The sequence below is a fragment of the Vibrio tubiashii ATCC 19109 genome (assembly GCF_000772105.1).
GTDB lineage: Bacteria > Pseudomonadota > Gammaproteobacteria > Enterobacterales > Vibrionaceae > Vibrio > Vibrio tubiashii.
The window spans coordinates 1,681,777-1,704,986 of sequence record NZ_CP009355.1 but is presented as its reverse complement, the minus strand read 5'-3'; the positions used below and the strand labels follow the sequence as shown (position 1 = coordinate 1,704,986).

The 23,210-nt window shown below is 46.4% G+C and carries 12 protein-coding genes and 1 riboswitch; of the genes, 9 read left to right on the top strand and 3 right to left on the bottom strand.

Annotated elements, in window-relative coordinates:
• Window positions 1–83: 83 nt before the first annotated feature.
• Entirely contained in the window at window positions 84–1,175 is a 1,092-nt protein-coding gene (locus IX91_RS22825) for an efflux RND transporter periplasmic adaptor subunit (RefSeq protein ID WP_004747429.1), read from the bottom strand.
• A gap of 273 nt (window positions 1,176–1,448) precedes the next feature.
• Here IX91_RS22825 and IX91_RS22820 point away from each other — a divergent pair, with 273 nt between their 5' ends.
• The 7 genes from IX91_RS22820 (at window position 1,449) to IX91_RS22795 (ending at window position 19,396) form a co-directional block, all read left to right on the top strand.
• A complete protein-coding gene (locus tag IX91_RS22820; protein ID WP_004749394.1) occupies window positions 1,449–2,174 on the top strand; it encodes an IclR family transcriptional regulator in 726 nt (241 codons plus the stop codon).
• Window positions 2,175–2,179: 5 nt separating this feature from the next.
• Window positions 2,180–3,013, top strand: a complete 834-nt coding sequence (locus tag IX91_RS22815; RefSeq protein ID WP_004747425.1) for an arginase family protein — start codon at window positions 2,180–2,182, stop codon at window positions 3,011–3,013.
• Window positions 3,014–3,486: 473 nt separating this feature from the next.
• Entirely contained in the window at window positions 3,487–5,379 is a 1,893-nt protein-coding gene (locus tag IX91_RS22810; protein WP_004747424.1) for a PhoX family protein, read from the top strand.
• 187 nt (window positions 5,380–5,566) lie between these two features.
• A complete protein-coding gene (gene mrdA, locus IX91_RS22805) occupies window positions 5,567–7,468 on the top strand; it encodes a penicillin-binding protein 2 (RefSeq protein WP_004747422.1) in 1,902 nt (633 codons plus the stop codon).
• A 337-nt stretch (window positions 7,469–7,805) separates the two neighbouring features.
• On the top strand, window positions 7,806–7,964 hold the full coding sequence (locus IX91_RS26585) for a hypothetical protein (RefSeq protein WP_154662709.1): 159 nt from the start codon (window positions 7,806–7,808) through the stop codon (window positions 7,962–7,964).
• 258 nt (window positions 7,965–8,222) lie between these two features.
• Window positions 8,223–18,689 carry a VCBS domain-containing protein gene (locus IX91_RS26445; protein ID WP_004747418.1) on the top strand — a complete coding sequence of 3,489 codons (10,467 nt, stop codon included), beginning with the start codon at window positions 8,223–8,225 and terminating at the stop codon, window positions 18,687–18,689.
• 296 nt (window positions 18,690–18,985) lie between these two features.
• Window positions 18,986–19,396, top strand: coding sequence for a VCBS domain-containing protein (locus tag IX91_RS22795; RefSeq protein ID WP_004747417.1), 411 nt, complete (start codon window positions 18,986–18,988; stop codon window positions 19,394–19,396).
• Between the two features lie 12 nt (window positions 19,397–19,408).
• Here the strand turns inward: IX91_RS22795 and IX91_RS22790 are convergent, their stop codons facing one another.
• Both IX91_RS22790 and IX91_RS22785 read right to left on the bottom strand, forming a co-directional pair.
• Window positions 19,409–20,299 (bottom strand): LysR family transcriptional regulator, encoded by an 891-nt coding sequence (locus tag IX91_RS22790; RefSeq protein WP_004747415.1) that lies wholly within the window; start codon window positions 20,297–20,299, stop codon window positions 19,409–19,411.
• A 95-nt stretch (window positions 20,300–20,394) separates the two neighbouring features.
• Window positions 20,395–21,225 carry an HDOD domain-containing protein gene (locus IX91_RS22785; protein WP_004747412.1) on the bottom strand — a complete coding sequence of 277 codons (831 nt, stop codon included), beginning with the start codon at window positions 21,223–21,225 and terminating at the stop codon, window positions 20,395–20,397.
• A 167-nt stretch (window positions 21,226–21,392) separates the two neighbouring features.
• Window positions 21,393–21,502: riboswitch (TPP riboswitch) on the top strand.
• Between the two features lie 100 nt (window positions 21,503–21,602).
• Between IX91_RS22785 and thiD the strand changes: the two genes are divergently transcribed.
• Together thiD and IX91_RS22775 are read left to right on the top strand one after the other, a co-directional pair.
• On the top strand, window positions 21,603–22,433 hold the full coding sequence (thiD, locus tag IX91_RS22780; RefSeq protein WP_004749161.1) for a bifunctional hydroxymethylpyrimidine kinase/phosphomethylpyrimidine kinase: 831 nt from the start codon (window positions 21,603–21,605) through the stop codon (window positions 22,431–22,433).
• Window positions 22,423–23,169, top strand: a complete 747-nt coding sequence (locus IX91_RS22775) for an ABC transporter ATP-binding protein (RefSeq protein ID WP_004747296.1) — start codon at window positions 22,423–22,425, stop codon at window positions 23,167–23,169. The genes thiD and IX91_RS22775 overlap by 11 nt, the downstream gene beginning before the upstream one ends.
• Window positions 23,170–23,210: the final 41 nt, after the last annotated feature.

Below are 23,210 nucleotides of genomic sequence, written 5' to 3'. Positions count from 1 at the left end.
CATAAATAATCGTGCCTTCTATCACTAAAATAGCTTATTGAGAGTTTTTTCATCTTTTATCGACTTGTTTGCTGCTTTTACCATCAAGATTGGCGATTGAGTATCTCATTGAGCTGATTAACAAGATCAACCATTGGGTCGATTTTCTTACCGACCAGCTCTGGGGCTTCTGGGGTAGTCAGCACGAAGTCATTGGCTTCCAATCCCGATTTGATCGGAACATAACCCGTGTAGCTCTCTTTGATTTTTGCGATTGTCACCTGCTTTGGCCTTACTACACGTTTATCATCCAAGACAAACAGGGTTGGAATCCCATCATTAGTATGGATAGAGGAGGCAGGCACAAATAGCTGAGGCTCTTGCTGAGGGCTGTTCAAATAGAATGCGGTCTTTGAGCCGATCAAATGCTCGCCATTTTGGTTGTCGAAAACCGCATAAGCGCTGAGTTCTTGACTTTGGTTAGTGAGCTTCGAATCAACATAGCGCAACTTGCCATCAATATAATCGCCTTCCTGACTGACAACGGAAGCCTGTAAGCGGTCAGGGTAGTTGTTCAACACCTTGCGAAAGACGTTCAGTACCTGAGGAGACGCGGTAAAGTGCAGCTCTACGGTATCGGTCGCGACCAATTCAGTGATCAGCTCACCTTCATTCACGTAATTGCCTGCATTCAAATGGAATTGGCCCAGTGTGCCTGAGAATGGCGCGTACATGGTGGTCGCTTCATGATCTTGCTGGGCGATCAGTAAGTTTTTTCTGGTCGCCTCCACCGCACTGACTGCACTTTCAAACCTAGGGTCATCCTCACTAGTGGTACGAGTAAGTTCGATGATGTTTCGAGTTGCCATTTGATATTCGTTTTGAGCAGTCTTTACTGCGAGAGCGGCTAAGGTGGCATCGAAGTCGAGCAATGGCTGACCTTTTTCAACGTAATCGCCATCTTGGACATAGATGTTGGCAATTTTTCCGCTGTTTTCCGCCAGAATCTGTGTGTACTTGGAAGGTTTAAATTCGCCTTCCAACGCGATCAATTTAGTCGCTTTTCGTTCAATAGGTAATTGAACCATGTAAGCGGTCGAGTTAGCTGACGATTTTGCTTGAGAAAGCTGGCAGCTGAAAAACAGTGTTGGAGCAAGTGTTAGGGTAAGGCCAAATGATAGGGCGAGCTTGTTCATATCTGTCCCTGATTCGTTGTTTTATTTATATGATTTATCAAACTTTGTAATTGGTTCGCTATTTTTATGATTTGAAGGATATTTTAACTTTACCGTTAAGTAAAGTTTTGTCTCGAATGATGTCAGTTTTCTTCGCAGCAAGAGATATGTACAGAGCTTAACTATTCTCACTTGTTGAGAATTGAAGGTTATTTTTACTTACTCATTCCTACTGGGTAAGAATACAATTTGCTCATGACCTGAATGTGGCGATACAACAATAGCGTGAACTCAATGAAGCAAAATAGTGGGCAAGTAAACGAAAAGGTTCTTCAGCTACTTATGCAAGTGGCGGTGAATGAAGAGCCGGTGACAGCGAAACAACTTAGTGAGCAGTTAGGTACGCCTATCAGTAGCCTTTATCGACACCTAAAGCTACTGCGGGAATGGAACTTGATCGAAGAGAGTCCAAATGACAAAACCTTGATCATCGGTCCGGCAGCGTTACTGCTTATGCGTAGTTACGAAACCAGCCAGCATGATTTAGATACCGTCGATTCAGTACTCAATCGTTTGCAAAAACAGACCAATGAAATGGCGGCATACATGGTGCTGGTTGGTTATCGAGCACTTTGTGTCAGTCGCAAAGAGAGTATGCAGGCGCTTCGTTGCAGCTACGTCCAGGGTCAAAGTCAACCTCTGTTGCGAGGCGCCTCATCGAAAGTGATGTTGGCTTATATGCCTGCAGCAAGATGCGAAAAGATCCTGCGTTACTTTGGTCAGCAACAACAATTGGAACAGTGGCAACAAGAGTTAGAGCAGATTCGTAATCAGGGTTATGCGCTTAGTACCTCTGAGATTGACCCTGGTGTTTCTGGGATCAGCGCGCCAGTGATGAAAGGTTCGAAGTTAGTTGGCGCAATTTCGGTGATGGCACCTGCACATCGAGTTCAAATGAATCAACAGAGGATTATTCTTCACGTTCTTCAAGCAGCGAGGGCATTGCCCCCAGAAAGGTAATAGGTATGTTCGGGCTATTTCGACGCAATAAAACGCAAAGTGTTACAGGTGTTTTGTCCCATCGTTTGGTATTGCTGAGCGTTAGTGAGCGCTTGAAGCCAATGAAACAAGTGGATTTCGAAATGGCCGATCAAAGCTTAGAAGAGATGTACGATTGGGTCTCTGAGCTAGAAGGGCACTGTTGGATAAACGGTGGTCATTACAACCTTGAGGCACAACCCGTCGGCAAGTATCAACTTCATTTAAGTCGTTTTCTTGGCTCTGAAGCTCTGCCCATTGTGTTAACGAACCACAGTGAAACGGTGCTGTACACCTTACCTCTTATCCACTCGCCTCGGCGTGAGCTCGGCATCATACATATTGGTCGGCAATTTGAGATTAAAGCTTCTCTTGAACCAGACCAAGGGAGCGCTTTTCATTTCGCTTTATCTCGTTATAACGAATGTCGCCTGTTCTGTTTGGGCATCGATCAAGCGAGCCAAGATGAAAGGACGTGGGAGTATGCCGAAGATCTTGGTTGTGACTGGATGACATTGGCAGAATGCAGCTTCAGTTACCGATTGCAGGTCAAACAGCAGCTAGCCAATTATTTAGCTCACTGTGATGATGTTATCGTCAATATTGATCTCTCTTGTCTCTATCCGGTATCGCGTTTAGAGAGAGGCTCCGCACTGGATGTTCAAATGGTCAATCGAATGATCCGCCAGCTGTTGATTTCCGGTAAGGTTCGTCAGGTACAGCTGGTCGGGTATAAAGATAAACACCTTTATTCAAAGCAAACTCAAAGCATTTTGCATGAATTGACGCAGATGTTTCCATCGAATAATCGAGCGGCTTAGTCACGACTTTCGAAAAACCTTGTCGCTAGAAACGCAAAAGCTGGCGGTTAAGCCAGCTTAGTTGGGTGTTAGCACATTAAGATTTGTTCGCGTCTTTGTTCGACTCTTTCCAGTACTGAATACGTACGCGATGCAATTGTGCTCTTCTCATTTTCTTCATGATAATCCCTCACTTAGAAACAATGCAGCTCGTCATTGAGCTTATGTGAATGTAGTTCCTCATGAACAGGGATTAATTTAGACCCCAATTTCGAAAAGATCTAGGTTTTTGATCACATTTTTTTGTATGTACGCCATACCTTATTAGTTAAAAGTGAACCATGGCGCAGTTTAATAAGTTTGAAATGTAACTTGTGGGTAAGTGTCATATTGCAAATTAATATTAAATAAACAATAACTTAACCAAAGTGTCATTTTCTCCGTCTACGATTTGCTCGCATTTATATAATTATTACTCAAGCAAGGAGTCAGCAATGCGTTCGGTTTCAGACAAGAAGTGTGACAATCAGGATTCTGAATTTAGCCAAATGATCGATGCACGTCTATCTCGTCGTCGATTTTTAGCGGGAACAGCAGCAGTAAGTGCGAGTGCTTTTCTTTCACTTAACCCAATTACTAAAGCTTTTGCAGCGAAAAATGATAGCCCGCTGCTTAACTTTGAAGCCGTACCAGCTTCAACTGCCGATGCGTTTATCGTGCCTAAAGGCTATAAAGCGACGCCACTCCTTTCTTGGGGTGATCCAATTTTCGCAGACGCACCAGAATTTGATCCAAGTGGTAAGCAAGATTCGAAAGCACAATTGCGCCAGTTTGGAGATAACACTGATGGAATGAGCTTCTACCCAATCAGTGAAAACCGCGCTGTAATTGCCGTAAACAACGAATATACAAACTATGATTTGTTGTTTGACCACGGTGGTAACGCCATGACTGCAGATGATGTGTTAAAAGCGCAAGCAGCACACGGCGTAACCGTATTTGAAATCGTTAAGTCTGGTGACCAGTGGAAGCTAGATAAAAACGGTCAGCGTAACCGCCGTATTACAGCAAATACCGAAATGCAGCTGACAGGCCCTGCCGCTGGTCATGACTTGATGAAAACCAAACTCGATCCATCAGGTATGAAGCCACTAGGCACGTTCAACAACTGTGCAAACGGTCAAACGCCTTGGGGAACTTACCTGACTTGTGAAGAGAACTTCAACGGTTACTTTGGTACTAGTGGTAGCGCTGAGGTGTCAGCTGATCACAAACGCTATGGTGTTAAAGCAGCTAAGAGCAAATATCAATGGCACGATACTGACGAACGATTTGATGTTGCTAAGCATCCAAATGAACCACACCGTTTTGGTTGGGTGGTTGAAATCGACCCTAACGACCCAAGCTCAACGCCACTTAAGCGCACTGCATTAGGTCGCTTTAAGCATGAAAATGCTGCCCTGCTAATCAATGACAACGGTCATATTGTGGTGTATTTAGGTGACGATGAGCGTGGCGAGCACTTATACAAGTTTGTCTCTAAGAACAAGTACCAACCAGGGAACGACAAAGCGAATCGCGATCTATTAGAAGAGGGCACTCTGTACGTGGCTAAGTTCGAAATGGATGACAAGGAACTTAAGGGCAAAGGCCAGTGGCTAGAGCTGACGCATGGCAAAAATGGTCTAACTAAAGAGAACGGCTTTAAAGATCAAGCAGAGGTGATGATCTTTGCGCGCCGCGCGGCTACGCATGTTGGCGCAACGACGATGGACCGCCCTGAGTGGGTTGCGGTTCACCCTGATAACAAACATGTGTTCTGTACCTTGACCAATAATAAACATCGCGGTGTAAAAGAAGGTCAACCTGTTGGTGGTCCTAACCCACGCAAAGAAAACCACTACGGCCAGATTGTGCGTTGGGTACCACAAAATGGTGACCATACAAGTGATGGTTTTGAGTGGGATCTGTACCTGATTGCTGGCAACCCAGAAGTGCATAAAGGTAACTTGTACGCAGGCAGTGATAACATCAACGCTGATAACATGTTTAACAGCCCAGATGGCATTGGTTTTGATGCGGCAGGACGCCTATGGATTCAAACCGATGGTAACTACTCGAACAAAGGTGACTTTGCCGGCCAAGGCAACAACCAGATGTTGTGTGGTGACCCAATGACGGGTGAAGTGCGCCGTTTCCTAACAGGCCCTATTGCTTGTGAGATTACTGGACTTACCTTCTCAGCGGATAACAAAACTATGTTTGTTGGTGTTCAGCACCCAGGTGAAAGTGGGGCACCTTCGCATTTCCCTGCTGGTGGTAACAGCAAACCGCGCTCTACTATCATGGCGATTACGCGCGAAGATGGCGGTGTAATCGGCGCATAAGCGTTATTAAATTGTTGAGCCCCGAATGTCATCATTCGGGGCTTTTTTGTTTTCACTTGGCTGTTTTCTGACTTTGTTTACATTGCTCGTACATACTTGAATTCGGTTATTGGTAACGTCTGCGGTAAATGTAACTAAATGTAAATGCGTAAAGAGTGGCATTTCGCCAATCTTTAAAATCTTGCCTATGAACTTTCATCACCAAAGCAAAGCGATACGAAACCATGATCAAGAAGCCAAGTTGTTTCGAAATCGAGCGATTGTTGCTTTTGTCGCTATGGTTGCTCTGCTTGGAGTACTTATTGCCAACCTTTATCGCTTAGAAGTAAAGCAAGTCGATTACTATAAAACCCGCGCTAATGACAATCGAATTCAGGTCTTGCCTATCGCTCCAACCCGAGGGTTAATTTACGATCGCAATGGCAAAATCTTAGCGAACAACTTTCCGGTTTACGTTTTACAAATGATTCCTGAAAAAGTTGAGGATTTGAATGCCTCTTTGGATAAGCTGGGGCAGTTGGTCTCGCTTTCTGATGCTCAACGAGAAAAAATTTACAGCCATCACGGTAAGCGTTTTAAACCTGTCATCGTCAAGAATGGCTTAACAGAACAAGAGGTTGCCCGATTCTCAGTCCATCAATATGAGCTGCCGGGCTTTTCTATTGATGTCGAGATGAAGCGAGATTACCCATATGGTGAGATACTGACTCATGTATTAGGCTATGTTGCACATATCAATGATCGTGATCTCAAGCAGCTAGATGAGAGTGGCGAGCTTGCGAACTACCGAGCAACGAAAACAATCGGCAAACTAGGTATTGAAAAGTACTATGAGCATCTACTTCATGGTCAGCAAGGGTATCAAGAGGTTGAAGTAAATAGTCGCGGCCGCATTATCCGCACCATTGAGTATGTCCCACCAGTTTCAGGTCAGGATTTGGTGCTGAACATTGATATCGATTTGCAGAAGTTTGTATTCGATAAGCTTGCTCATCGAGAAGGCAGTGCCGTGGTGCTGGACCCTCGTGACAATAGTGTTCTTGCTATGGCGTCTAGCCCAAGTTATGACCCTAACCTGTTTGTAGAGGGGATTTCGAGTAAGGCCTACAGTAAGCTGCTCAACGACCCATTTCATCCATTAGTCAACCGGGCAACTTTGGGGGTGTACCCTCCTGCCTCGACAGTCAAACCCTTTATGGCAGTGGCTGGGTTAAGTGAAGATATTATTGAGCCAGATACAGTTCGTAATGATCATGGTGCGTGGCGGATTCCGGGTACGACAAGACAAACTAAGGTGTGGCGAGATTGGAAACGTTGGGGGCACGGGCCTGTGAATGTCACGCTAGCGATTGAAGAGTCGGTTGATTCGTTTTTCTATCACATCGCGTATGAGCTAGGTATCGATCGTATTTCAGATTGGATGAATATGTTTGGTTTTGGTCGATTGACGGGGATTGATATACCGGAGGAGACGCGAGCCAATATGCCAACTCGAGAGTGGAAAGAGTCCCGTTATCGTCAGCCTTGGTACAAAGGCGACACCGTGCCTATCGGTATTGGGCAAGGTTACTGGACCGCGACGCCTTTGCAGATAGCTAAGGCGACCTCTGTATTAGTGAATCACGGTCAAGTCATTGCACCTCATTTGTTAAGAGCGACTTTAGCTCACGGTACACCATTTAGTGAAGAAAAGCCCAAATCAACCAAGGTCGATGACCAGATTAAAGGAGTGAGTGATAAAACCTGGGATATTGCGATGAACGCGATGCGACTGGTTAATTCTGGTAGTAGAGGTTCAGGGCGTAGAGCGTTTCGAGGAGCCGACTATTGTAGTGGTGGCAAATCGGGGACAGCTCAGGTGTTTGGTTTGAAGAAGGATCAGGTCTATAACTCCAAGGAGCTGAGTTATGATCTTCTTGATCATGGCTTATTTACTGCATTTGCACCTTGTGATCAGCCAAGATATGTCGCCACTGTGGTGATCGAACATGGTAATGGCGGCTCAAAAGTGGGGGCTCCTTTTGTACGTCAGGTATTTGATTACCTAGATATCGCAGGAAAAAACCAGCAGAAATCGAATCACTCGTAGCGGTAAAAAGTGCTCCAATGGATAATTATGCGCATGGAAGCATAAAATTTGTGATCTTATGTTGATATGGCACTAAATGTAGTTGCGACATTTGTACGGTATCACTATATTGAAAGGGTATCCCAATAACTTAAAGGTGTAGAGAAACGAGTAAACTCCCAGAGTTAATACGAATAAACTGAACGCAAAAAGAGACACAGGGCTTAACGAATCCGTCGTTAAGAGTGCATCGAAAAACGTATAAGAACTAAGTATTTTCAAAGGCCTTTTGCTTTATCCCTCTCAAGTAGTCGCATCTTCAAGTTATCGATACTGTTTTGATAACCAAGGAGGAGGTTTGGCTATGTTATCACTAGGTTTGGTCGCTTTAGGCGTATTCGTATTCTTCTTCTGCTGGGTGGTTCAGCATGGTCTACCAGTCTTGGGTATGAAGCTCGATGAAGATGATTTATTGCTGATTTCAGAAATGTCTGGCGAAGACGTACTCGAAGCATAACGAAAGATATCACCAGAAAAAAGGAGCCATAGGCTCCTTTTTTAGTTTCTACTTTTTGTTTTCAATTTGATTGTCTATCTGACAATAGTTTCCCCTGAATTTACAAAAACTATTTAATGCTTTGAAAAATATAGGCTTATTGTCTGTCGGTATCAGGTAAAAAACTGGCTCATAACTTGCGATAGGTAGTGTCCATGCCTTGTTCCACTAAGTTAATGCTGGTGGCAGGACTTATCCAAGACGACTAAGGAGCCAGTTATGAAGCAATCACTTTCCCTTCCTGAAGGTGCGCAGATAGCGGTTGATAAAGATGGCAACGTTAGAGTGCTTCCTTTGGGGCTCCCACCACGACCAGAAGAGATTGTCATAACACAGTCGGACTTAGATAGCCTGCCCGAGTTGAGAAAAGCATTCGTTGAGAGCCCAGAGCCAAGCCCCCCTTTTGTCTCTGAGGTCGAAGATGTGACTCGCTTACTGGAACAAGGCTTGGACCCCACAGCATTGAGTGAGTTTTCACCAGCCGCAGGGGGAAGCAATGGCGCAAGTCTTACCTTGTCTCAATCGATAGAAAGAGAGGGGGTTGAAAAGCTTGCTAAAACAGAGTTTGAAACACGAGGGCTAGATAAAGAACAAGGAGAAAAGCAGAGAGTCTCTTTGTTTGATGACCCGGCATATAAAGCGACCAATCAATCGCCGCAAGTATTCAATGAGCAGAGAACGTTTACTGAGGAATCAGGGTTTAATCTTGTTTCTCCACTAATTCCGTTTGATGTGAATGGAGAGGTATTGAGCATCACGGTCACGGAGCTGCCAACCAAAGGTTTTATATCTCATTTTGATGGAACTCCAATCATTATTGGAGAAACGCTGACTATAGAACAACTCGAAAACATCTGTTTTCATGCACCAGAGGAGTGCCAGGAGGGCGATGTAGCTGGTTTATTCTCATATAGTGTTGATGATGGTGTAGGAGCATTTAATAGTGTTCAGCAAGCTAGTATACAGATATTGCTCCAGCCACTTAATGATGCTCCCGTCGCTTTTGACAGTGTTGAAACTGTTATTGAAAACCAGAGATTAGAAGGGCGGTTACCTCAAGGAGAAGATGTTGATGGCACCATCGCGTCTTACCAATTAGTCGCAAATCCGGAGCTCGGTGGCGTCACTGTCAATTCTGACGGTTCTTTTGTTTTTGAAACCGGAACCGATTTCGATTTCTTATCAGAAGGTGATACCACCCAAGTCTCTTTCCTATACTCCGTTACAGATGATGGCGGGTTAGACAGCGAACTTCAAACCGTGACCATCACCGTTACCGGTGTCAATGATGCGGCAGTGATTGCAGGGGTCGATTTCGGTCAGGTAGTGGAGGATTCGCAAGGGGTAAAGTTAACAGACTCTGGTCAATTGACTGTTACTGATGTTGATGGTGAACAAGAAGAAGCATTTGGTACCAACAGCGTCGTACCCGCTGCGGGTGTTCTGGGACTGCTTGAGATTGATGAAACCGGCCTATGGCAATACAGCGTAGACAACGCAGACGTTCAATACTTAGGTGAAGGGGAAACCAAACAAGAGATTTTCACCGTGAGTTCGGTTGATGGCACGGAGCACACCGTGACGGTAACTATTATCGGTGTAAACGATGCGGCGGTGATAGCAGGCCAAGATACAGGCAGCGTGAAAGAAGATGAATCTACACCGCTGTTAACGGAATCTGGCACATTAACGATTAGTGATGTGGACGGTGCTGACGAAGAGCTGTTTGTTCCTGCGTCTCTGACTGCTCCGGAAAGTGCGATCGGCACGCTGACTATTGATGAAAATGGGCAATGGAATTTCGAGTTAGATAACAGCTCAATCCAATACTTGGGCGAAGGTGAAACTATCACCCAGGTTTACACGGTCGAATCCATTGATGGCACTTCACACTCGATCACCATTCAAATCATCGGTACTAATGACGCCGCGGTCATTACGGGTGACGATATCGGCACCGTCACTGAAGATGAATCCACCCCACAGCTAATTGATACTGGTTCACTACGAATTTCTGATGTCGATGGTGAAGATGAAGAACTTTTCGTGGCTGCTACAGGCATCACCAGTGCAGGTGTTCTAGGTAGCTTAGCCATTACCCAAGATGGCGATTGGACCTACACGGTTGATAATGCTGACGTTCAATATTTGGCCGAGGGCGAAACTAAGGTTGAAACCTTTACCGTAGAGTCTCTTGATGGCACAGAACATACCGTGACTGTCACCATTATTGGTGTCAACGACAGTGCAGAAATTGCTGGTGATGATGTTGGCGCGGTGACCGAAGACGATGATACGCCACTGCTGACCGACTCTGGCACCTTAACCATTTCAGATGCCGATGACGGCGAAGCCGAATTTAAACCAAGCAGTGTGGTTGCCTCTGCAGGCGCATTGGGCTCACTGTCTATCGATGCGGCAGGTAATTGGGATTACCAAGTCGATAACGCGGACGTGCAATACCTTGGCGAGGGTGAAACTAAAGTAGAAACCTTCACTATTGAATCCCTTGATGGCACAGAGCACACGATTACCGTCACCATTACTGGCGTCAACGACAGTGCGGAAATTGCTGGTGATGATGTTGGAGCTGTAACTGAAGATGAAGATACGCCACTTCTGACCGATTCAGGCACCTTAACCATTTCAGATGCCGATACCGGCGAAGCAGAATTTAAACCGACCAGTGTGGTTGCATCAGCAGGGGCGCTTGGGGCGTTAACCATCGATGAATCGGGCAATTGGGACTACCTCGTTGCCAATGATTCAGTGCAATATCTGGGCGATGGCGAAACCAAAGCAGAAACCTTTACCGTTGAGTCCCTTGATGGCACGCAGCACATCATTACCGTGACCATTACTGGCGTAAACGACAGCGCAGTGATCGCTGGCGTTGATACCGGCGAAGTAACGGAAGATGACAGTAATCCACTTCTGACTGACTCTGGTACGTTAACTATTTCGGATGCCGATACTGGTGAAGCGGAATTTAAACCAAGTAGTGTAGTAGCGTCTGCGGGCGCATTAGGTTCACTCACCATAGATGATTCAGGTAACTGGGAATACCAAGTTGATAATGCCGATGTGCAATATTTGGCGGAAGGTGAAACTAAAGTCGAAACTTTCACGGTTGAATCGTTAGATGGAACTGAACAAACCATCACTGTGACTATCATTGGTGTCAACGACAGCGCCGAAATTGCCGGTGATGATGTAGGTGCCGTAACGGAAGATGATGATACGCCACTCCTTACTGACTCTGGCACCTTAACCATTTCAGATGCTGATAGCGGTGAAGCTGAATTTAAACCAAGCAGTGTGGTTGCCTCTGCGGGCGCATTAGGCTTATTGACAATCGATGCGGCAGGTAACTGGGATTATCAAGTCGATAACGCTGACGTGCAATACCTTGGCGAGGGAGAAACCAAAGTCGAAACCTTCACCGTCGAATCCCTCGATGGCACCCAGCACACCATTACTGTGACTATTACTGGCGTCAACGATTCTGCCGTGATCTCAGGTGACGATGTTGGCACCGTGACCGAAGATGAGTCCACACCACAGCTGATTGATACAGGTTCACTGCGAATTTCTGATGTCGATGGTGCAGACGAAGAACTTTTCGTTGCAGCCACCGACATCACCAGTGCAGGCGCTCTAGGTAGCTTAGACATTACCCAAGATGGCGATTGGACCTACACGGTTGATAATGCCGATGTTCAATACTTGGCAGAAGGCGAAACTAAGGTTGAAACCTTTACCGTAGAATCGCTCGATGGCACGCAGCATACCGTGACTGTCACCATTGTCGGCACCAATGATATTCCTACTATGCTGGGAGATCTTACGGGTGAGGTGAAAGAGGAAACGACTCTACAAACCACAGGTACGCTTACCCCAGTCGATGTCGATAACGGTGCAACGCACACTTGGGCTCTAGTCGGAGAAACGGATTCGACCTACGGCTCAATATCCATCGATGGTGCAACGGGTGAATGGACTTACACCCTTGATAATAATGCCGCACAACCATTGGCGGAAGGTCAAGAAGTACAAGAGACCTTTGTGGTTGAGGTGGATGATGGATTAGGGGGAACATCGCAACAAAATATCGTCATTACCATTGAAGGCACCAACGATGATCCTGTGATCAGCGGTGATGACAGCGGCAACACTGTAGAAGATTTAATGCTGGTGGCCGATGGTGTGCTCAGTGTTGATGATATTGATGTGACAGATACTCACACTTGGTCAATTCAAGGTACTGGCCAAGGCAGCTACGGCAGCATCACCATCAACCAAAACGGTGAGTGGGAATACACACTCGATCCTAGCTTGACTCAGTCGCTTGAACACGGAGAACTCTACGAAGAACAAACGTTCACGGCTATCGTCAACGATGGTAATGGCGGCACTGACAGCTTTGAAATCGATATCGATATTCTTGGTCAAAATGATGCGCCGAATATTTCAGGTCGTTCAACTCGAACTATCTGGGAAGACGATGGCAGCGGCGTTCGAAGTGGTACTTTAAACACTGGCGACCCTGATGTGAATGAGGCACACACTTGGTCGATTGTTGGCGACCCTGATGGACAATTTGGTTCCCTGACTATCAATCAAAATGGCGTGTGGACATACACCTTAGACACTAATGCTACGCAATCAGCCAACACCCAAGCTCTCTCGCTTAATCAAAACGTCAAAGAGTATTTCACCGTCCAAGTGGTTGATAAACATAATCAAGTGGATACCAAGCAAGTGGTTGTTACGGTTAAGGGGCGCAACGATGCACCAGAAATTGATGGTGTACTAGTGGGCACGGTGACCGAAGATGATGCATTGCCAGTAACCACTTCAGGTCAACTGAATCACAATGATGTTGATGGATTGGATGACCATGTTTGGTCACTGCAAACCAATCAAGGCCAATACGGTTCGCTACAAATTGATGTTAACGGTGAATGGACTTACACCTTAACCAATGGTCACTCGGCGGTTCAAGCCTTGCTGCCAGGTGAAACACTAACTGAAACCTTCTTGGTCACGGTTACTGATGACACCAATGACAACAAATCCTCCAACAATGCATCCGACACTGAAGCCATCACTATAACGATTGAAGGTAGCAATGACACACCAAGCATTACCGGTGGCACGACTGGTAGTGTGATTGAAGATACGCCAGCGAAAAGTAGCGCAACAGGTAAGCTGCTCGCCCTTGATATCGATACCAACGATGCACATAGCTGGAAAGTGGTTGGCGAAGATATTAACGGCGAGGCGAGCGGTCTATACGGGATCTTAACCGTTGATGATAACGGCCAATGGTTATACCAACTCGATAGCACCCGTTGGAGCACACAATCGATCCCACCAGGCACAACAGAAGTCGATACATTCGAGGTTGAAGTCACGGATATCAATGGCGCGACAGAAACCATCACGGTGGATATTTCGGTGGCTGGTGTTAACACCACACCTGATATCGTCCTTGGTGATACGCCTACCATTGTTGAAGATGATGCGCCAAGTACCATCAGTGGCACCTTTGGTTCGGGCGACCCTGATGTTGGCGACTCTGCGCTTTGGAGCGTTATTTCAAGCGGCAGCTATGGCAATTTTGTACTCGATTCAACTGGCGGTTGGGTTTATACCCTCGATAATGGCAACAATGCCGTCAATCGACTTGATGAGGGCGATCTTCTGCAAGATACGGTGCAAATCAAAGTTGTCGACCGATTTGGCGAAGTGTCTATTAAAGATTTCACCATTGATATCGAAGGCAACAATGACGGCCCTAGCATTAAAGGGGATGTCGCGAAAACCATCCGAGAAGATACCGCCAGCTTCAATGGTCAGCTACAAGATGGTGATCCAGACGCTCACGATACTCACTTATGGTCACCAAGCAATCTAGTCGGCAGTTACGGCAGCTTTACCATGACCTCTAGCGGCGCTTGGGTTTATTCACTCAACAATGCGCTCGACGAGATCCAAGAGCTCAATCCCAATCAAACCCTACAAGAGAATTTCACGGTTGAAGTGGTCGATAGCTATGGTGAAATCGACAGTCGTGATGTGGTGATCACCATTCGTGGTACCAATGATCTGCCAACCGTATCCGGAGATATTGCCGGTACCTTTGTCGAAGACCAAGCCTCTCCCGATATTACGGGGGTGATGATCTTGTCAGACATAGACGATGCCGACACACCAAGCTTTATTGCCAATAGTTACCAAGGTAATTTTGGCCAGTTTGATATTAACCAAGCGGGCGAGTGGAGCTTTACGGCCTACCCAGATTCACTGGATGCCATGAAACGTGAAGAAGTGGTGTCAGAAGTCTTCACTGTGATTGCAGAAGATGACTTTGGCGGTGTTATCACTCAATACGTCACCATCAACATTGAAGGGACTAATGATGTGCCTGTCATCACTGGGGATAGCTCAGGCAGCGTGATTGAAGATGGTGCTAACTTTGGTGCGATCGATTTCAGCTCTACCAGTGGGCAGTTAACCTCTTCGGATGTCGATAAAGACAGTTCTGTAGTCAGCTGGGCGATTGAGAATGGTACCGATCCTGGCGACGCCGAGTACGGTATAGGCACATACGGCACTCTCTCTCTCGGCAACGATGGCCAATGGGTTTACCAGTTAAACAACAGCGATCCAGATACGCAAGCGCTCAACTTAGGTGATGTAGGCCAAGAAACCTTCTATGTCTCTGCAACCGACAACGATGGTGGTGTTTCAGAATGGCATCAGATCACCATTGATGTCTATGGCCAAGATGAAAACGGCTCTGGAGGTGGCGGTAGCGGTGCTGGTACCGATCTGGGCGATTTGTCGACGACCCTTATCGAAGATGTCACCACTGTGACAGATGGCATGGTGCCAGTTTTACCGGGAAACAATAACATCACTGGTGTTACCCCAATCTCGGGTGGCATCTTTGGTACCTTGATTGATGGTTCTGGTCAAACGGGAGTCGCAGGCCGTCAGTGGCAATACACGCTTGATAACAGCTCTGACTTAGTCCAAAGCTTATCTGAAGGGCAGCAAGTCACCGAAACATGGCGCATTGACACCAATCAAGGCTACTACACCATGGAAGTCGTGATTGAGGGGACAAACGATGACCCAGTGATCACCTTTACTGATTCTCCAATCACTGAACCTGCGCCGGGCGTTACTGTTCAGGTGGGTGAAGTGACCGATGAAGTCTCTCCGCAAGCATCCGGTGTGCTTGGTGTTGATGATCCAGATAACGGTGACACGCATACATGGTCGCTGGATCCAACTACCCCAGCATCAGGCACTTACGGCAACTTAACACTTGATGCAGACAGCGGTGAGTGGGTCTACGTATTGGCCGATAACGCTGCGGTTAACAATCTTGCTCATGGAGAAACGGCCACTGAAACCTTTATCGTGACGGTTACTGATAGCGAGCTTGCGACTGATACACGAACCATTACCTTACAAGTAACAGGCGTGGGTGAAGATGTAGTGGTTGTGGACCCTGTGATTGAAACGCTCACCATGACAGAGGATGTGGATGATCAAGATGGTAGTGATGACGGCGTTTATACCGCTTCGGGGTCGTTAGCGGCACCAACAGACTTAGGCGACAACCCAACCTGGACCTTAGTCGATGGCTCGGGTCAATACGGCAGCATCAGCGTGGATACGAGTGGTAACTGGGTTTACACCTTAAACAACAGCAGTAATGCGGTTCAGTCCCTGCAAACTGGTGAAACGGTGCAAGATACCTTTACGCTTTATGTCGTCGATGAGCATGGTAAAACCGTTGTTAATGGTAGTGGCCAACCGCAGTTGATGGAATTTACCGTGGATGTTCAGGGCAGCAATGATGCGCCAAACATTACCGGCGATTTAGCAGAGTCCATCAATGCCGATAATACCTCGCCCCTGTCAGGTACAGTGCAACCGGGTGATGTCGATACCAATGATAGCCACAATTGGAGTCTTGAGAGTGTTCCCCAGTATGGTGCGTTTAGCTTGATGTGGATGTGGAATGGCGCATCGGGAGAATGGAGTTATGACCTGGATACGACTAGGAATGATCTTATTGAGCTCAATGGTCGAGATTCAGCGCCAGTAACTGAAACCATCACCGTTAAAGTGGTCGATAGCTTAGGCTTAGAATCTGAAAAAGACATCGTCATTACCATCAACGGGGTGAATGATGCTCCAACCATCAGCGGTGATGCCAGTGCCACATTAAGTGAAGATGGTGTGCTTACTCAAACCAAACAGCTCATTGGTGATGATGTCGATATTGGAGATACCGTGACCTTTGATGCTAAGTCACTCAATGGTACTTATGGCTTGTTTACTATTGATGCGGCTGGTGAGTGGAGTTACACCATTTACAATGATCAGCCACATATCCAAGCCCTTGCTGAAAATGAGGTGGTGACTGAAAGCTTTACCGTGTTCGCTACCGATGATTTGGGTGCGGAAGTGAGCCAAGTGGTGACGGTGACTGTCACTGGTTCTAATGATGTGCCGGTGTTATCCGGTGATGTTCAAGGAATAGTGCAAGAAGCATCAGGTAGCAGCGCATCAGGTAAGTTGGTGGTTAGCGATGCTGATGTGGGAGACAGTGCAACCTTCTCTATCGTCTCGAATGGCATCTTAGGTACGCTACAAGTGAACGCTCAAGGTGAGTGGACCTATGTGGTCGATGATACTGCACCCGCAGTCAATGCGTTGGCAGTAGGGGAAAGCACCACTGATACGATTCAAGTTAAAGCGACTGATGATGAAAATGGCGAGTCCAATATCGTAGACATCACCATCACCATTAACGGTACTAATGACGCGCCAGATATTGTTGCCATTGCGACTCAAGAAGTGACAGAAGATACATTGTTAACCCTTTCTGGTACGTTTGATAGTGGCGACCCTGATACCTCAGACCCTCACTTTTGGTCAGTGATCAGTTCGGATGCCCGAGGCACGCTAACGGTGAATCAGACTACCGGTGCATGGGACTTCGAGCTAAATAATACTCATGCTGATATTCAATCCTTAGCGGCGGGCGAAACCCTAATGCTCAGCTACACCATTCAAGTGATGGATGAGCTAGATGAAACAGACACCCAAGTGGTTGAGTTTGAAGTGACGGGTACCAATGGCGCACTGAGTGTCGTTACCTCAAGCAGTACACTGACCGAAACCATCAATGCGGACAGTACGATTACCTCGGCAAGTGGCAATATTGTTATAGACGATGAAGACACCAGTGATACGCACACCTTCGCCTTGACCGGAGATGTGCAAGTGCTGACCAGCAGCTTTGGTGAAATGACGATTGACCGCACTACCGGCGCATGGAACTACACTCTCAATGCTGCTGTAGGACTGCTGCTTAAAGATGAGTTGGTGAGTGATACCTTTACGGTCACGATTGATGACCAGAATGGTGGTGTGATTACTCAAGTGCTAACCGTCAACATTCAAGGTACCGATGATGCGCCTGTGATTACCGGTTCTGCGTCTGGGGATGTAAAAGAAGGCTACATCAATGAAGCATCTGGGCAACTATCCGCAACAGACACCGAAACTGACATTGGCGATCTTACATGGCAGTTAGTGAGTAACTCAGTCGGTCAGTACGGTACGTTGAGCTTTAATCCAACCACCGGTGAATGGGACTATCAACTTACTCCTGGCTCAACCAATGACTTGGTCGCTAGTGCCACAGATACTGACGAGTTCACTGTACAAGTATCGGATGGTGTAAAAACCACGCAGCAAGTCATTGCGATTACGGTGATTGGTAATGTGGCTCAACAAGGTGGCATCGGCTTTGACTTGCTACAAGCGAGCAGCGCAGATGAATGGTTGTGGGGCGGCCCAAATGACGGTTCTGATGCAGGTCAAACAGACAGCTTCGCTTGGAGTGATTCTACGGTAGGTACATCGGCGCAGTCAGGTACTGATTACGTGAAAGACTTTGATGCTGGCGAAGACATCATTGACCTATCAGGCTTCGTCAATGTTAATGATGTTTGGCAATCGGTCTCAGTGGCACAGCAAGTGAATATCGATGAGGTTGGAACTGATACGCAAATTAGCTTGTTCGATAGCAATCAAGATTTGGTTCAAACCATCACCTTACAAGATGTGCTGATAAGCGAGCTGGCCAGTGAAGATACTTCCGGTATGACTCAAGCAGAGCTGCTGAGCACCTTAGTCAGTGACCAAGCGATCACTATCTCTCAAACCTATGGGCATGAAGGGGACGATACCTTAACCGGCAGCGCAAGTGACGACATCTTGTTAGGCGGACTGGGCGAAGATACCTTTGTCATGCTGAGTGAGAATGCAGGCACGGCATTGAACCCAACCCAAGACACCTTGGCGGATTTTTCAGTCAGTGATGACATCATCGATTTGTCAGACCTACTTCCGGATGCACCGAGCATGAATGATTTATTTGCGAGCATAGACGCTTCTGTTGTCGACGATATCAACGATCCTAATGATGACGCATACACCTTGTTACAAGTTATCGATGAGAACGGCGGACAAACCAACATTAAGATCAATGATATGGGGTATAGCGAACTCGGCTTAGGTGCAGGCGCGACCGATGATGCGATCGTGACTGCATTAGTCGAACAACTAAAAGTCCTCCAAGTCGAGACATAGAATAACGATCTTTACTATCAGTCGAAATAATTACAGGGGGAGCAATGAGCTCCTCTTTTTAGTTTTAGACGGTGAAATTCAATGTGAGAATGATATTTTCATTTTGGCTCTATAACTCTTGTTTTGCTTCCCATTTTGAGAATGCAGATAGCGAATTTTTTGCGGAAATATTATCTATTTGAAAATACGAAGTTATATACACCTTGTTGAGTATTTCTGTTTTGGCATGCACATTGCGTTAGTAGAAGATATGAATGCTCACATTAGTTGAGTCTAGATATCTTAAGGAGAACGTTATGGCTTACCTAAACCAAATGACCAATAACACCCATATGGCGAACTCTTTTGGTGCATCGTCGGGCGATGCGAGCCTACTATCAATGGTACAGCGTGACTTCTCCCCATTGCTGTTTGACTCCGGTATGTTCTCGATCAGTGGAGAAAACCGTCGTCGCATTCGTTTCAATCCTAAGAGTGTCACTGCAAAGGTTGGCACATTAGGCTCTTTAGTTATTGACGAGTCCGGTCACTGGGATTATTCGGTCTATAGCATTAAAACCCAGTACTTAGTGATGGGGGAAAGAAAGATTGAAACCTTCTTCTTACGTTCGACAGACGGTAATCGCTTTGCTGTGACGATTGTGCTTGTTGGCGATAATGGTGGCGCTTCGATTGAAGAGTTAGAAACCACGATCAGTTTTGGCTAACGAGCGTACATTTTACTGCTGAAAATGTTGCACCACTTCGTTTTTAATAGTTTCAAGGCGTTTCGGTAGCTGGCGATGTTTTTTAGTCAAGAAATACAAGGTTTCTACCACTTCATTACTTGGATCGAAGATAGAAATTCGTTCACTCTCGGCAAACGAATCGAGTGCGCTTTTGGGCAAGACGGTAAATCCTAATCCATTGGCAACAGGCAGCAAGATTTGGCTCAACTGATTGATGTAGCCTGTGACCGGAATATCATCGATATTCATTTTCTCCAGCTCAGACTCCCCGCATTGAGCAAAGTAAATCGAAAGGTAATGAATCGCGTCCGGGTGTTGGATTAGACCGATTTCTTTTAGCATCTCTTGGCTTAAATTTTTAGATGCACGTGATTTGGGCAGCATTAAACATAGCGGCTCATTGCCTAAAACTTCTGAACTAAACCGAGAATCAGATGGAACCTGCGTCACAATTCCAATGTCTGTTGCGCCAGATAAGACATCAGCAACAATTTTTTGATGAGGCGCGGCCTCTAGTCTTGATATGAGCTGCGAGTATTTACATTGTAAATTGAGTAGATGTGGGTAGAGCAATAGTGCCAGTGAACCCGAACAAGACAGCGAAACATCACCTGAAAAAGGGTCTTCCATGTTTAAAGAGCTAAGCAGTTCAGACTCTTGTCGCTCAAGCTGAATCGCATGTTGGTAAACACTACGGCCAGCTTCTGTAACTTCAAAACTTTTGTTGTGCCTTTCAATTAATGGATAGCCGCAAGCTTGCTCGAGTTTTTTGATATGTTGACTAACACCAGGCTGAGTCATAAACAGCTTCTCAGCAGTTTTGGTAAAGTGGCCTGTATCGAGCAGGGTAACGAAGGTTTTGAGCCAGACAGGGTTAATCATCGTACTTTCTCATAACATAAAATTATCGAGATTAGTTTATGCGATAACAGAGGTTTCTGATAGAAAAAAGGCGAGCCGTACGCTCACCTTATGTTTTACGCGGCGTTTAAGTGGGATGCGAGGTCACGACCATTGCCTCGATATTTGTCGATTGTTGGTGCAAAGGCAGCTGAAATATGCAACAAGCGAGAGTCCGGGTGTTCGGTAAGGTAGCGAGCTTTGCCTTCTTCGCTTTCGAGCAGATCCCAGTCGCGATGAATCGAACGGGCCAAATGAAGAGTGGTGGCCATTTTAGGAGAAATCTCGGCATCTCGTGGCTCCGCAAAATTTGCAATGGCGTCGACCATGTCATCAGGGAAGCGCCAAGTTTTGGCTAGTTTTGCTCCAAGAGTAGGTGCTGTGATATCTAATATTTCTTCCTGAACCGCAATGGCACTTTCACCCGCTTCGGCTCTTTCTGCAATGGCTTTTGCTTGCTCTGGAACTAACGTATGAATCATCAACTCGCCAATGTTGTGTAATACGCCCGTTGTGAAAACTTCATTGCTATCCATGCCTGTCTCAACGGCAATTTTGCTAGCAATAATCGACACTTCGAACGTTTCTTCCCAGTATTTATCCATATCTAATGTTTTAATTCTAGGGAAGGCACTAGAGAGAACTGAAGCGACAACTAATGTTCTCACGGGGCCTGTTCCAACTCGAAGTAAGGCTTCATTTATCGAAGATACGCTTTTGCTTCCTCCAAAATGAGCTGAATTGGCAAGACGGAGCAATCTAGCGCTAAGAACTTGATCCGTTGCTATTTTATTCGCTAGTTCTTTAAAGTCGACATCACTTGTGTTGACCATATCGAGAAGCTCTTGAAGTACCTTCTGGATTCTCGGTAACTCGTTCAGTCGAGATAGTAGTGCCTCCTGGCTCATAGCTCTCTCCTTAATTCCATGTGAGCTAAGTTACTATAGTTCAGAAACTTATCCTGTTACAAAGATAAGCAATCAATACCATATGTGCGGGCTAATGTTTTGTTTGTTTTTTGTAGCATCGCACCAAATAAGTGATGCACTAAATTTACTTTTATTGTTATCATCTGCGGAAATAGTCGGGGAGCCTACCCAATAGGGAAAGGGCTGAGATCGCGAAGCGAGACCCGTTGAACCTGATTCAGTTAGCACTGACGTAGGGAACTATGCACACTAATTCCATTTCTCGGGTTTAGTGTACTCGCATTCGATAGTAAGTCTCTTTATGAGCGTTCTTTTCGTGGTCGAGAGTTCCTATACGTCTTGTAGTAGGAGCATCTATGCCACATTCACAAGACACAACACCTATTGTATTAACCATTGCTGGCTCTGACAGCGGTGGCGGCGCAGGCATCCAAGCGGATATTAAAGCGATGTCAGCGACAGGCAGTTACGCGTGCTCTGTCATTACAGCCATTACTTCGCAAAACACCCGAGGTGTGACCGCCATTCACCCGATTCCATTAGCGCATATTGAAAGCCAGCTTGATGCCGTATTTACTGATTTGAATGTCGTCGCGGTTAAGGTTGGTATGCTGGCTGATGCCGAAATCATTAAGGTCGTGGCGGCTAAAATACGTCAATACCAACCTAAGCATCTCGTGGTTGACCCTGTCATGGTTGCAACAAGCGGTGATCTGTTACTAGAACAATCGGCAATCTCTACGCTCAAACAAGAACTGCTACCACTCGCGGATCTTATTACCCCGAACCTACCTGAAGGGGCGGCTCTGATTGGTGGTGAGGTTCCTCAAGATGAAGAGCAAATGGGGGCGATGATCGAGTCATTACGCGCGCTTGGGGCGAAAGCAGTGCTGCTTAAAGGTGGGCACTTAGAGAAAGACCAAAACAGTAATGATCTCCTTATTGAGCAAGAAAGCAGTGAGTTATTGAGCGCAAAACGTGTCGCGACCAAAAATACGCACGGTACAGGTTGCACCCTCTCTTCTGCCATTGCTTCATACCTTGCTCAAGGTAACCGTCTTCATAAAGCGGTGTATCTTGGTAAGCAATATATCTCTCAAGCCATTGCGCACGCCGATCAGTTAGATGTGGGTCAAGGTCATGGCCCAGTGAACCACTTTTTCTGTGGCCACACCAATGTGCGCTAAAGCGATCGGGATAGAGCTCAAGGCGTCACAGCTTCGCTATCTCGATAGCCCAACCCCGACCCTAACTGGCTTAGATATGCACATCCCAGCTGGGAAGTGGACCAGTCTGCTGGGTCGAAGCGGCTGCGGTAAAACCACTCTGTTGCGGTATTTAGCTGGTTTGCTAGATAACAAAGTGGAGTGGCAAGGGACGCTTAAGCTAAGCCAAGGGCAAGACTTACATGAGCAAATCGCCTACATGGCCCAGCAAGACCTATTACTGCCTTGGTTAAATGTCATAGATAACGTTATGTTAAGCCGTAACTTTGGTGCGCAAAATGTTGATCATGACAAAGCACTTCAGTTGCTTGAACAGGTTGGGTTAGCTGCCCATGTTAATAGTATGCCTGCTCAGTTATCTGGGGGAATGCGTCAGCGTGTTGCCCTTGCGCGTACACTGATGCAAGACAAGCCTGTTGTGCTAATGGATGAGCCTTTTTCAGCGCTAGATGCCGTCACGCGCCATAAGTTGCAATCCTTGTCAGCCAAGTTACTCAAGGGCAAAACCGTTGTGCTGATTACCCACGATCCCCAAGAAGCAGTACGTTTATCGGATGCGCTCTATTTGCTTCAGGGTGTACCTGCCTATGCGCACCCGTTGGACGTTCCTACCTCACTGCCTCCGCGCGAGATAGATGGTGAGTGCGCAGCTTTGCAGCGAAGTATTCTAGACAAGTTGGAGCAAGACTATGAGTAAGGTAACGAATCTAGAACTTACGCTGCCTAATAAGAGAATCA